Below are 12,952 nucleotides of genomic sequence, written 5' to 3'. Positions count from 1 at the left end.
CGATAAAACAGGCTAAACATCTTCTAGCACCTGAGGTTCAAGCTGCCATTCGTTGGCAAGAAGAACTTTGTCGAAATCCACACCCTCTATAGGCCGCAATACATTATTTTCTGAGTCCCATTCAATTTTTCTACCCAGTTTCCAGGATAATCCGGCCATATGGGCGGCTATGGCCTCTTCAAAACCTTCCTTGATTCCACAGCTCACTTTTGTCCCATTTTTGACAGCACTTAGCCATTCACGCATGTGCAAGAAGGTCGAATCGACCCGTTTACCATCAATGTAGGTCCACATCAGGCCCTTATCCGCAAAATATTGGGAAGTTGCAGAAGATATGGCATCCGGCACATTGGCTCCTGGGTTATATTGATAAATGGGAATGTGCGGGTACATTTTCTCCTCTTCCAGCATGGGGGCATATCGGGTGGACTCGCCATCCGGCCATATGGTGAGTACGTTGCCCAATTCCATGGTGGCGTCATGGCCCATAAGTACCGTTGGACGATTATAACCATTGCCCAAAGTGGCACTGTAGCAGAAAGTCATTCCTACTTCTTTTCCTTTGGATTGGCTGCTGCCAGTGCTAAATCTTGGAAACTCCATGTTCACCTGCAATACATCTGGAACATTTCTACCATCATTATGGGTATAAATGCCACCAGAGGCCATAACAGCTTCGGGAATTCCCATATTGAGTACACAGTTCAAACGATCATAATCATGGGTCAACAGGTCTCCAGACAATCCTGAACCGTAGGCCCACCACTTACGCCATCTGAAAAAATGGTTCTTATTAAAGGGTACCTGTGGGGCGCTTCCCAAAAACTGTTGCCAATCAATGGTATTGGGATTTGCTTTTTCATGGATATCATAGTTCCATGCCCCGTTATCATCATTACGATTTGTATTGGTCTGAATCAAGGATACATGACCCAAAGTCCCTTTTTCGACAATATCCCTGGCTGTCTTGAAACTTAGGGTCTGTCGATGCTGGTGCCCCACAGCAAAAACTGCGGAAGATTCTTCTGCTGCCTTTTGCAATTCATAGGTTTCAGTAATGGTATGGGTCATGGGCTTCTCCACATACACATGAACATTATTGTTCAAAGCTTCAATGGCCATAGGTGCATGCCAGTGGTCAGGTGTTGCAATTACTACCGCATCGACATCCCCGCTATGGATCATTTCTTGATAGGTAGCATATCTTTTCATCTTGTTGTCCGCCGTATTGAAGGAGTTCAAGGCCCTTTCAGCCCTTACATCAAATACATCGCAAACCCCCACCAATTTTACATTCAGTTTCTCTTGCTTCTCAAAATCCTCCACGGCTTTATTGTTCGGATTTTCTTCGATTTCAAGCTTCATTTCCTCAAACCATTCCTTGGTGGCAAAACCTAAACTCCGGCACAGTTGTTCACCCCGAATACCAAAACCGATAATCCCGACCCGAACAGGTTCGCCTTCTATGCTTGGAACCGAAGGAGGTAGGGATGGGCTAATCCCAAGTTGGTTTAAAATTTCTGAGCGTTTATTTTTTTTGTAAGCCGAACTTGCCGCACCGGCCCACCAAACGGCTCCTAAAATAGGGAGTCCACCAAGTCCTTTGAGCATGTCTCGTCTAGTCCATTTCATAACTTTCGATTTTTGATGGTTTTCTGTTTAAGAAATAATCCAGGCCAAAGAACTTGCCTGTCGGATAGTTATAGATCACCAAACAGGCGACCAGTTCAATCAGGTTTTTGTTCACAAACCAATAACTTCCCTCTACATTCACCTGTGGTAACCAAGGGAAAGAAGGATGTGCCAAATAGTAAAGGGCCAAGAGGCCTATGCCAACAATAGCGCCTTTCCGTTCAAAAATTCCTAAGGTAAATGTAATGCCCACCACAAGAAGCGCGGTGATGTTTAAAAGGTCTACCCAGGTCAAAAGATTTGGCTGGGTAAGTAATGCGAAAAAGGGTTTTAAGGGTCCTTGGGCCGAAGCCAAATATCCAAATGAAGTCCATTCTGGGTTGTACAATTTAATTACACCTTCGTATAGAAAATGCCAACCCACGAAAATTCGTAATAAGGCAATACTGATTCTTGCCCCATTTTCATTTTTTGATTCCATGGTTGTGCAGTATTAGTTGATTCAAAATTTGCGAATCAAAGCTAGCACAGCTTCCATTAAAGAACCATGATATTCGTCACTGATTGGTAATCTTATGCTTATTTTGAAATAGGTTCCCCGTAAAGATCAAAGTCTGCGGCCTCGGTGATTTTGACATTGGTGAATTCACCAATTTTTACATAATGCTGCGTAGCATCAATTAGAACCTCATTGTCCACATCCGGAGAATCAAATTCAGTCCGGCCCACAAAGTGATTTCCCTCTTTTCTGTCAATAATGCAACGGAATTCCTTTCCAATTTTTTGCTGGTTCAGCTCCCAAGAGATTTGAGATTGGATTTCCATAATTTCATTGGCCCGTTGCTGTTTCACTTCCTCTGGAACATCATCTTGTAAAGTATACGCATGTGTGTTTTCCTCATGGCTATAGGCAAAGCATCCCAGCCGTTCAAACCGCATCTCTTCCACCCACTCCTTCAAGGTATTAAAGTCTTCTTCAGTCTCACCCGGATAGCCCACAATCAAAGTAGTACGTATGGCCATTTCGGGAACAGCTGCGCGGAAATCCTGTAGAAGTTTGGTTGTTTTTGCTTTCGTGGTTCCCCTTCGCATGCTTTTTAAAATAGGGTCAGCTATGTGCTGCAAGGGAATGTCGATGTAGTTGCAAATTTTGGGTTGGTTTTTCATGACTTCCAACACATCCATTGGAAATCCGGTCGGGAAGGCATAATGGAGGCGAATCCATTCAATTCCGTCAACCTCGGAAAGATTTGGAAGTAATTCTGCTAAATTTCTCTTCTTGTAAAGGTCCAGTCCGTAATAGGTTAAATCTTGGGCGATAAGAATAAGCTCTTTTACCCCATTAGCGGCCAATTTTTCTGCCTCCGCCACCAACTCTTCAATGGGCTTGCTTTTATGTTTCCCACGCATCAATGGAATGGCGCAGAACGAACAGGGTCGATCACAGCCTTCCGCAATTTTCAAGTACGCATAATTTTTTGGTGTCGTGGTGAGTCTTTCCCCAATTAACTCATGTTTGTAATCGGCCCCAAGAGCTTTTAATAAGTTAGGCAAATCACTGGTGCCAAAGTACTCGTCCACATTCGGAATTTCCTTTTCCAAATCGGGCTTGTAACGTTCGCTGAGACATCCGGTAACAAAAACCTTATCCACTGCCCCTTCTTCCTTCTTTTGAACATACTCCAAAATGGTATTTACACTCTCTTCCTTGGCATTGGCGATAAAACCACAAGTGTTGATTACAACCACATTGCCCTCTTCCTCATGTACCACCTCTTTGTTATTGGCCCGTAGTTGCCCCATTAACACCTCTGAGTCGTATACATTTTTGCTACAACCTAAGGTTACTACATTGATTTTGTTCCTTTTAAGTGATTTTGTCCGCATGCTTCGTTCAATGGTGTGCAAAAATACAACAAGACAGCGCATTACGTCGATTCGCCTTAATATTTTTCAGATTTGAGCGTTAAACTTTTAGCATTGTTTATAGTCCTAAATCAAAACATAAGCCATGAAACTCCTCAGCTTTCTTCCGTTTTTATTTTTTATTTTCCTTTTTGGGTGTTCTTCGGACTCAAATACGGAACCTGCGCCAGAGGAATCACCGTCTATTGCCAATCTTTATTTTCCACCGGCACAATCGCCTGATTGGGAAGGCGTTTCCGCCTCAGAACTTGAATGGAATACCGATGCTGAAGAAGCATTGCGAACTTTTCTGGATGAAAAAAACACGAAGGCCTTTATTATCTTGGAAAAAGGAAGAATCGTAATCGAATGGTATTTTGATGATCATACACAGAATACCAGCTGGTACTGGGCATCCGCTGGAAAGACTTTGACAGCATTTACCGTAGGATTGGCTCAAGAGGAAGGTTTTTTAAGCATTGAGGATATTACATCGGATTATTTGGGCATAGGATGGACGGATACTCCTTCAGAAAAGGAAAACCTGATTACCATTTGGCATCAACTGACGATGACCAGTGGAATGGATGATACCACTTTTGAATGCACTGACCCCGCATGCCTTACTTATGTTGCTGATGCCGGAAGTCGTTGGGCCTATCACAATGGTCCCTACACCTTACTTCAATCTGTTGTGGCCAATGCCACAAATATGGAATGGAACGACTACTTTAATGCGCGTTTACGAGACAAAATTGGCATGGACGGTTTTTGGTTCAATGCCGACCCAAATAGCATTTTTTATAGTACAGCCCGAAGTATGGCACGATTTGGCCTGCTCAATTTGAATAATGGAGTTTGGGACGGAGAGACTATTTTGGCGGATTCCCAATTTAAGTCTGATATGAAGAGTGCCTCCCAAAATCTAAACAAAGCTTACGGTTATTTATGGTGGCTCAATGGGAAAGAGAGTTATCGGGCACCTGCCTTTCAGACCGAATTTCAAGGTGAACTGATTCCAAATGCCCCTTCGGACACTTACGCTGGCTTAGGTAAAAATGATCAAAAACTCTATGTAGTACCCAGTGAATCACTCGTAATTGTGAGAATGGGCGAAGATTCAGGAGAAGGCCTTTTGGGACCTTCCAGTTTTGACAATCAACTTTGGGAAAAGCTGAGTGACTATATCAAATAGCTTTTGTTATTTAAAGTCTTCCGGAATTTTTCGAGCTTGGGTCAATTCCTCGAATGCCCTTGCCAATTCATAAAGTTTTGCTTCCTGAAACTGCTTAGCGATAAAGGTTAAACTTATGGGCTCACCATTATCTTTATAACCCATTGGCACTGTCAATGCCGGATATTTTGCCACAGCTGCGTACCCCGCATGGTAATTGTTTATCGATAAAATGGCATCCAGTTTATGTGCATCCATGGCTTCATTAAAAAAGATGCGCCCGTTTTGTTGTAGGGTCTTCTTAATTTCAATCAAACCTTCTGCAGTTGTTGAATCTGACAATATTCCATCCAATCGGGCTTGACCATAAGGTACGCGCACTAAAGTATCCAAATTGTTAAAAGACACCACATCGGCCACACCCTTCACGGAGACAGCTTGGGTATCCTTGACCTGCGATTGAATATAAGCAGGTAGGTCATTTTTCATGTCAATGTTGAGAAGGTTCAAAAAACCATCCATTTCAACTTCTGGTGGGTCGAATGCAATTACAATACCTCCAGCTTCCCTTATTTTTTCAATTGTGGTTATATAGATGGAATCCTGCTCCATTAAACTATTAAGGGCGCCAAAACGCTTGCCTCTCACAGAATAGGAATCACTGGAATCGTACCAGTCAGCTTCCCAACCCGTTAAGACAGAGGATTCATCATATTGGTCATAACCCATCATGGCATCCAAGAGAATTCCATTGTCAACTACGTTTTTAGTCATTGGGCCAGGAGTATCCAAAGTACTTGAGATGGGTACTATGCCCGTCCTGCTCAACAGACCTATTGTTGGTTTCAGGCCGACCACGGAGTTTTGACTTGAAGGTGATAAAATGGAACCCGAAGTTTCTGTGCCGACCGCGGCAACCGCATAGTTTGCTGCAACCGAGGTTCCACTGCCCGAGCTCGAACCGCCTGTTTCAAAAACGCGTCGCCCATATGGATTAAGCGTTTGTCCCCAGAGCGAGCTGTATCCTACCGGGCAACCATCACATAAAAAATAAGCCCACTCGCTAAGGTTAACCTTGCCAAGAATCAATGCTCCCTTTTCCTTAAGACGTTCCACAATAAAAGCATTATCCGTTGTGTTGTCTTTTAATGCCATTGCACCAGCAGTGGTGTTCATATTTGAAGTTCCAATGTTATCCTTCAAAAGAATGGGCATCCCATAAATGGGATGATGCCCCTTGGAAGTGGCATCCAACTTTCGAGCTTCCGCCAATACGTCTGGATTTAAGGCCACAATGGTGTTTAGAGTGGTTCCATTGTCCAACTCGTGCTGATAAATCCGATGCAGATAAAAAAGAACTAGTTGCTCATAGGTGAATTTTTTATCTGAAATGTTTTTTTGAAGCGACGGAATATCTTGCTCCAAAATCAAGGGCTTCAATTCCTCATAGGTGGTGCTGTCCATTTTGGAAATCTCGGAGTACAATGGCAGAAAAGTTTCATTTTTGTCCCACACCTTGGACTGAATCAGCTTGTACCGCATACGTTTTACTTTATGCTCCGAATTGGCCGCTACCTCAGCAGAATCATTATAAGGCTCCCATAAAACCACTTCTTCCTCAACTTGTTCGGCCTTTGGTTCCGTTTTGCAAGAAATGGCAGAAATAAGAAGTACTGAAACAAATAATAACGAAATCCCTATTCGTCTTTTAAAAGTGTTTTCCATAATTTGATATTCTTTTGGTTCATTCGAACGAATTCGTCCTTGTCTTGTTGGTTGGCCAATTCCATGGATTTCTGCGCCGACACAATGGCGCTTTTATAATCACCTAAAGCAGCCTCCACCAAACTTTTTACGCGATGAAAATAATATGTGTCCCCACCTATCCGCAAAGCGTGATTCAAATATTGCAACGCCCTCTTCGGGTCTCTGTTTTGTTCCCGCAGATAGCGGGCAGCTTCGTAATATGTCTGTGCCGTGGGGTTCGATTCAATCTGTCTTGAGATTTCTAGCTCCATTTGTGCATGCGTATCCACCTCAAAAGGGATAACAAGTCTTGTATTTGCCCAGGTCAACTCCATTTGTGCAGAATTATGGGTAATGGAGTCAAAGGCAATCAAAAAATTCTCTTGATGATCAGATAACTTTTCGAGACTTAGCTTGATACGAAACAAGTCTTCATTGGGATTATAATTTTTTCGACCGTCTCCCCAATGCGAAAGGTTTGTGTGAAAGGCTATCTCCCAACTATTTTCCTCAGGGAAAGCATATAGGGCATAAGTGCCTTTTGGCAAGTGTTTTCCTTTCACTTGCATATCTGTGCTTACTGTGATTTTGGTGGATTCGTTGGCTCCCACCCTCCAAATACGTCCATAAGGGACCAAACCTTTCTGACCATCAGCTTGTGGACCAAAAACATGACGCCCCCTAACCGCTGGCCTTGAATATTCAACCTTGATTTTGGAAAGGCCAAATTCCTGCTCCACAATAGCAAAAGGGCTTGCTTTGGGATGCGAGATTTGCGAAAAGGATTGTAGCGAACAAGTAAATATTAAAACACCTATTATACCTAGTCGCACGTTCATCTTATACCTTGAAAAAAGAATCTACAAACTCATATTTGTTGAAGACCTGTAAATCTTCAATGCCCTCACCTACCCCAATGTATTTCACCGGAATTTGAAATTGGTCCGAAATACCGATGACCACACCTCCTTTGGCCGTTCCGTCCAATTTGGTGACCGCTAAACTGGTCACCTCAGTGGCCTTGGTAAATTGTTTGGCTTGTTCAAAGGCGTTTTGACCGGTGGAACCGTCCAAGACCAGCAAAACATCATGCGGAGCATCGGGCACCACCTTTTGCATGACACGTTTTACCTTGGTCAGTTCATTCATTAGGTTGACTTTGTTGTGTAAACGGCCTGCCGTATCCACTAAAACGACATCAGCATTGTCGGCCACAGCAGAATTTAGCGTATCAAATGCCACCGAGGCAGGATCACTGCCCATTTTTTGTTTGATGATAGGAACATCCACACGATCGGCCCATACCTCTAATTGATCAATTGCAGCCGCCCTAAAAGTATCTGCCGCGCCTAAAACCACTTTTAGGCCCTGATTTTTGAACTGATGTGCCAATTTACCGATGGTAGTGGTCTTGCCCACCCCATTAACACCAACAACCATAATCACATAGGGTTTTTTATCTGTAGGTATTACGAAATCGGTATCCTCGCCCGTATGGGTTTCAGATAGGAGACCTGCAATCTCTTCCCGTAGTATGGCATTCAACTCTTCCGTGCCCAAATATTTGTCACGGGACACTCTTCCCTCAATCCTGTCGATGATTTTGAGAGTGGTATCCACACCTACGTCCGAAGTAACCAAAACTTCCTCAAGGTTGTCCAGAACTTCGTCATCAACTTTGGATTTACCCGCAACTGCTTTGCTCAATTTGCCAAAAAAGGTAGTCTTTGATTTCTCGAGACCCTTATCCAGCGTTTCTTTTTTCTGCTTTGAAAATATGTTCTTAAACAAACTCATTTCTCTTCTTCTACAAGACTCAAAGATAGGAAAGTAAGAGGAGTTTTGTTAAAATAAATCCAGTCTTTCAGATACCTCAGGGATTTTAAAGTATGGTTTGGTTTATTGGCCGTTGGGCCGATAGACGAAAAGGACTTGTTAAAAAGAAAAAAGCCGCATAATGCGGCTTTTGTTTTCGTACTAGGAAGTTAATTGAACTGTTATTTGTTCAACCAATCGTTAACCATTTCTGGAGGCATTACAGACTCTACGAAAGTATAAGCTCCAGATTTAGGAGACTTGACCATTTTAATGGCCTTAGTCAGTCTTTTTGATGAGGATTGTAGTGTTGCTACTGTCTTCTTTGCCATGGCTTACTTAATTTCTTTATGAATTGTCATGCGCTTAAGGATAGGATTAAACTTTTTAATCTCAATCCTGTCCGGCGTATTTTTTTTGTTTTTCGTGGTAATGTAACGTGAAGTTCCGGGCATACCAGAATCTTTATGCTCTGTACATTCCAAAATTACCTGAACTCTATTTCCTTTCTTTGCCATTGTCCTTTGCTTAAACGCTTATCCTACTTACTTTTTAGAATTGATCTCTTTAAGTACGGCAGAGATTCCTTTTTTGTTGATGATCTTCAACCCTCTTGAGGAAACATTCAATGTTACCCAACGGTCTTCTTCAGGGATGTAAAATTTCTTCTTGGAAATATTTACGTCGAATCTTCTCTTGGTCTTATTGATGGAAAAGGACACATTGTTCCCGAACATCACTTTTTTTCCTGTTACTTCACAAACTTTAGACATCTCCCTAACTTTTGAGTGCTTTTAATGAGGCTGCAAATTTATAGCATTTTAGCGGTACGTACAAACTTCTTTTTCAGAATTTTAAAATTTCCCGTAATAGTAGCTCAAAGGCCTTGTTTACTGACTTCTGCACGATTCGTTCCCTATGATTTCCCATCACGAATTTTTCAGCAAAGGTGTCTTCGGGGGTACTTATGGCAATGAAAACGGTTCCGATATCGGCATCGGAGTCTCCTTTTGAGGGTCCTGCGTTTCCTGTTGTCGCAATGGCAAAATCGGAATCCAAGATATTTTTAGCATTTTGGGCCATGGCCACGGCCACCTCCTTACTGACTACAGAATGGGTTTCAACCAATTCTTTAGGAACCCCCAAAACCTGAATTTTGGTTTCTGTGGCATAACTCACAACACCCCCCTTAAAATAGGCAGAAGCTCCCGGTACTTTCGTAATATACTGTGAAATCTTTCCTCCTGTAAAACTCTCTGCCGTGGCAAGGGTCAGGCCTTTGTCAGTGAGTATACGTCCAATTTGCTGTTCAATGGGGCCTTCGCTTTCTTCACCGTATATAATATCTCCAATAAGCGGATATAGCTTTTTGATGTTCCCATCAAGTGCAGCTTTCAACACCTTTTCATCCGTGCCCTTGGCTGAAAGCCTTAATCGAACACGACCAAGGTTGGGTAGATAAGCCAACTTGATAAAATCGGGTAAACTGTTTTCCCATTCTTCAATGATATTGGCAATAGCACTCTCTCCCAGCCCATGGGTTAAAATCGTTCTATGAATGATATGTGGTCTTTCAAATTCCATAACCACCTTGGGCAGTACCTGATCAACTACAAGATTCTTCATCTCGAATGGGACGCCTGGTAAGGACACGAAGGAGGTGACTCCCTTTTGCATCCATAAACCCGGTGCCGTACCGTAAGCATTGTGCAAGACCTGTGCTTTGGAAGGAACCAAGGCTTGCTTTCGATTTAAATCGGAAATGGGCGTAGCGATATACTTTTTGAACAACTCCTCAATATGTTCCAGAACTGCTTGATTCTGCACCAATTCATCCTCCAAGAACTCACAGAGCGTATGTTTAGTGACATCATCCTTGGTGGGCCCAAGTCCTCCAGTTATCAAAACAAGGGATGATCGGTGAGTGGCTTTTTCCAAAGCATCTAAAATGTGTTGTCTATCATCTTGCACTGAAGTTATTTGATAGACCGAAACCCCTATTTTGTTTAATTCTTTGGAAATGAAAGCAGAGTTGGAGTCTATAATCTGTCCAATGAGGATCTCATCCCCAATGGTTATGATTTCTGCCTGCATTTATAAGTTGAAGTCTTTTTTTAGTTCAGAAACAACCTGGAGTACATCGGTTTTCAGAAGTGGAAACTTTTGTTCGATTTCAGACATGCTTGCTTGGTTTTTGCCCATGGTCTCAATTTCCAAAGCGGTGGCCCGGGTCTGCTCCATACCCAAAAGGTCCACGTTGGGTTTTATTTTATGGGCCAATTTGTATATGCTTTCATAGTCATTGTTGTTGACCGCAGATTCCAGACCCTCCAAGTCGGTAGGAACCTCATCTAAAAAAACAGAAATCACAGAAATGACAAAGTCGTTATCTCCATCCGCCATTTCATTTATTTTGTCCAGACTATAAATCATTATCTTACCTTAATTGCAAACAGTTCTTCACCTTCGAGTGTACCTGAAAGGTAATCATTTGGACTTACTTTACCAACCCCGGCAGGCGTGCCAGTGAACAGAATATCCCCCTTTTTTAGCATAAAAAAGGTCGAAATATGGGCAATAAGTTCGTCTATCTTCCACAGCATCAGGGAAGTATTACCTTTTTGCATGATTTCCCCATTTTTTAACAAGGAAAACCCTATTTTGTCAACGCTTTCGTACAAGCTTTTTGGTTTCCACTTACCAACGACCGCTGCGCCATCAAAACCTTTGGCTTTTTCCCAGGGCAAACCTTTGGCCTTTAACTTGGATTGAAGATCTCTTGCGGTGAAATCAATACCAAGGCCAATTTCATCATAATATTTATGGGCAAATTTTTCCGAAATATGCTTGCCCACTTTTTTGATCTTCACCAAAACCTCTACTTCATAATGTATCTCATTGGAGAATTCTGGAATGTAGAAATCCTGTTCCTTTGGTAAAACAGCAGAGTCAGGTTTAATAAAAACCACAGGTTCATCTGGTCTTTCGTTTTTCAATTCGTCAATATGGGCAGGATAATTTCTGCCAATGCAAATAAGTTTCATATTTCTTTGATTAAATCCCTTAGGAAAGCTTATTGTTGAGCTTGCTCAATTTGATTTGGGTAAGGACCTTTTTGGTATACAATGGGAAGTCTGCGTTTAATATCCATCCAAAATAACCAGGTTCTGCTTCAAGGACCGCTTCAACGGTTTTTCCTTTGTGCTTACCGAAGGTAAAAATGGGCTCCTTGTCTTTGTTTATACCAATAAACCCGGCAAAATCCAAAGACTGCTTACGTGTGGTGAATTCGGAAAGCTTTTTGATATTGTTCTCAAGCTCTGGATATCGGTCCAATTGGGCCTTAAGTACTTCAAAGGTGGCCATTGTGTCGGCTTCTGCACTATGGGCATCGGTTAAGTCCTTATCGCAATAAAATTTATAGGCAGCTGCCAATGTCCTTTTCTCCATTTTATGGAAAATGGTCTGCACATCAACAGAAACCATGTGCTTCATGTCAAAATCAACTTCAGCCCTAAGCATCTCTTCAGCCAATAACGGAATATCGAAACGATCTGAATTAAATCCTGCCAAATCACTGTCCTTGATCATTGTGTAAATCTCCTTGGATAGTTGTTTGAAGGTAGGCTCATTGGCCACTTTTTCATTTGAAATTCCGTGAACCGCCACTACTTCTTCGGGGATTGGCATTTCTGGATTTACCAACCAGGTTTTGCTTTCCTTGTTTCCATTGGGAAAGACCTTAAGTATAGAAATTTCCACAACACGATCTGTTGCCACATTGGTACCCGTAGTCTCTAAGTCGAAAAAACAAATGGGTTTGGTAAGTTTCAATTCCATAGGAAAGATTTAGCGTGATTTTGAGTATAACCAAGGAATCAAGTTGGGTTCCGCAAAGGCATTGTCCCAACTGTTGTGCGTTACACCCTCGTAGACAGAATACTTCACTGAAATTCCCTCAGCTTTCATGGTTTTCACCATATCTGCGGAACACTTTTCTGGAACTACTTGGTCAGCATCACCATGAAAGACCCACCAATCCAGTTTCCGCAATCTTTTACTAATTGCAGGATTTGCACCACCGCAAATGGGAAAAGCCGCAGCGAACATTTTTGGGTTTCTTCTCACCAGTTCGAAGGTTCCCATTCCACCCATGGAAAGTCCGCCAACATACATTTGGTCTCTCTTTATTCTGAAATTTTTTTTGAGTTCTTTTATCAATCCTTCAAGGAGAAACATATCCTTAGTAGGCTCTGCATCTTCATAGAAGATAAATTCACGGTTGGGCATATCTCCCTCCACATCCACCTTGGACCACGAACTACCTGCAGCGCATTGGGGGAAAACCACCAGGGCAGGATAATCCTCTCGAATCTCTTTTTTCAGAAACAAACTAGAACCATGCACTAATTGTGCCTCGTTGTCATTACCACGTTCGCCCGAACCGTGAAGAACGAGAATCAACGGATACTTTCTATTAGCATCAAAATTGGCCGGCAGAAGGAGGCGATAGGGAAGAGTATCCCCATCTTTTTGAAACATTTTCTTTTGATAGGCAGAATTATCCTGCGCCATGGTATTGGTATTCATGGAAATACAAAGTATCAACATCAAAGGGGTAAACAATTTCATTGGGTATGAATTGATTTTGCTCCCTAAATTAAGAAAGTGCCAGGATTA

At 42.3% G+C, this 12,952-nt stretch carries 15 protein-coding genes; 1 reads left to right on the top strand and 14 read right to left on the bottom strand.

Annotated features, from left to right (window positions below; translation table 11 throughout):
• Positions 1 to 12: 12 nt before the first annotated feature.
• The 3 genes from EW142_RS16310 to rimO all read right to left on the bottom strand — a co-directional run bounded on the left by EW142_RS16310 (position 13) and on the right by rimO (position 3,519).
• Positions 13 to 1,632 (bottom strand): Gfo/Idh/MocA family protein, encoded by a 1,620-nt coding sequence (locus EW142_RS16310; protein WP_130615871.1) that lies wholly within the window; start codon positions 1,630 to 1,632, stop codon positions 13 to 15.
• Positions 1,619 to 2,113 (bottom strand): TQO small subunit DoxD, encoded by a 495-nt coding sequence (locus tag EW142_RS16305; protein WP_130615870.1) that lies wholly within the window; start codon positions 2,111 to 2,113, stop codon positions 1,619 to 1,621. The genes EW142_RS16310 and EW142_RS16305 overlap by 14 nt, the downstream gene beginning before the upstream one ends.
• A 98-nt stretch (positions 2,114 to 2,211) precedes the next feature.
• A complete protein-coding gene (rimO, locus tag EW142_RS16300; RefSeq protein ID WP_130615977.1) occupies positions 2,212 to 3,519 on the bottom strand; it encodes a 30S ribosomal protein S12 methylthiotransferase RimO in 1,308 nt (435 codons plus the stop codon).
• A gap of 124 nt (positions 3,520 to 3,643) precedes the next feature.
• Here rimO and EW142_RS16295 point away from each other — a divergent pair, with 124 nt between their 5' ends.
• A complete protein-coding gene (locus EW142_RS16295; protein ID WP_130615868.1) occupies positions 3,644 to 4,732 on the top strand; it encodes a serine hydrolase domain-containing protein in 1,089 nt (362 codons plus the stop codon).
• Between the two features lie 6 nt (positions 4,733 to 4,738).
• Here EW142_RS16295 and EW142_RS16290 read toward each other — a convergent pair whose 3' ends face one another.
• From EW142_RS16290 to EW142_RS16240, 11 genes are all read right to left on the bottom strand, one after another.
• The gene (locus EW142_RS16290; protein WP_130615866.1) at positions 4,739 to 6,436 is read right to left on the bottom strand and encodes an amidase family protein; all 1,698 of its coding nucleotides are present in this window, start codon (positions 6,434 to 6,436) and stop codon (positions 4,739 to 4,741) included.
• Positions 6,409 to 7,296, bottom strand: a complete 888-nt coding sequence (locus EW142_RS16285) for a DUF2911 domain-containing protein (RefSeq protein WP_130615864.1) — start codon at positions 7,294 to 7,296, stop codon at positions 6,409 to 6,411. The genes EW142_RS16290 and EW142_RS16285 overlap by 28 nt, the downstream gene beginning before the upstream one ends.
• Before the next feature lies 1 nt (position 7,297).
• Positions 7,298 to 8,254, bottom strand: coding sequence for a signal recognition particle-docking protein FtsY (gene ftsY, locus EW142_RS16280; RefSeq protein ID WP_130615862.1), 957 nt, complete (start codon positions 8,252 to 8,254; stop codon positions 7,298 to 7,300).
• A 200-nt stretch (positions 8,255 to 8,454) separates the two neighbouring features.
• A complete protein-coding gene (locus EW142_RS16275) occupies positions 8,455 to 8,604 on the bottom strand; it encodes a DUF4295 domain-containing protein (protein ID WP_130615860.1) in 150 nt (49 codons plus the stop codon).
• A 3-nt stretch (positions 8,605 to 8,607) separates the two neighbouring features.
• Positions 8,608 to 8,790 carry a 50S ribosomal protein L33 gene (gene rpmG / locus EW142_RS16270; protein ID WP_130615858.1) on the bottom strand — a complete coding sequence of 61 codons (183 nt, stop codon included), beginning with the start codon at positions 8,788 to 8,790 and terminating at the stop codon, positions 8,608 to 8,610.
• A gap of 27 nt (positions 8,791 to 8,817) precedes the next feature.
• Positions 8,818 to 9,045, bottom strand: a complete 228-nt coding sequence (gene rpmB, locus EW142_RS16265) for a 50S ribosomal protein L28 (RefSeq protein WP_130615856.1) — start codon at positions 9,043 to 9,045, stop codon at positions 8,818 to 8,820.
• A 73-nt stretch (positions 9,046 to 9,118) separates the two neighbouring features.
• The gene (locus EW142_RS16260; protein ID WP_130615854.1) at positions 9,119 to 10,366 is read right to left on the bottom strand and encodes a competence/damage-inducible protein A; all 1,248 of its coding nucleotides are present in this window, start codon (positions 10,364 to 10,366) and stop codon (positions 9,119 to 9,121) included.
• Positions 10,367 to 10,705 carry an Hpt domain-containing protein gene (locus tag EW142_RS16255; RefSeq protein WP_130615852.1) on the bottom strand — a complete coding sequence of 113 codons (339 nt, stop codon included), beginning with the start codon at positions 10,703 to 10,705 and terminating at the stop codon, positions 10,367 to 10,369.
• Positions 10,705 to 11,316 (bottom strand): fumarylacetoacetate hydrolase family protein, encoded by a 612-nt coding sequence (locus EW142_RS16250; protein ID WP_130615850.1) that lies wholly within the window; start codon positions 11,314 to 11,316, stop codon positions 10,705 to 10,707. The genes EW142_RS16255 and EW142_RS16250 overlap by 1 nt, the downstream gene beginning before the upstream one ends.
• 19 nt (positions 11,317 to 11,335) lie before the next feature.
• Positions 11,336 to 12,112, bottom strand: coding sequence for a 3'-5' exonuclease (locus tag EW142_RS16245; RefSeq protein ID WP_130615849.1), 777 nt, complete (start codon positions 12,110 to 12,112; stop codon positions 11,336 to 11,338).
• A gap of 9 nt (positions 12,113 to 12,121) precedes the next feature.
• Positions 12,122 to 12,904, bottom strand: a complete 783-nt coding sequence (locus EW142_RS16240; RefSeq protein WP_240740244.1) for a carboxylesterase family protein — start codon at positions 12,902 to 12,904, stop codon at positions 12,122 to 12,124.
• Between the last annotated feature and the right edge of the window lie 48 nt (positions 12,905 to 12,952).

The organism is Flagellimonas allohymeniacidonis (genome assembly GCF_004296335.1).
GTDB classification, from domain to species: domain Bacteria; phylum Bacteroidota; class Bacteroidia; order Flavobacteriales; family Flavobacteriaceae; genus Flagellimonas; species Flagellimonas allohymeniacidonis.
The sequence above is the reverse complement of the archived record's forward strand: the minus strand, read 5'-3'. Positions and strand labels throughout refer to the sequence as shown.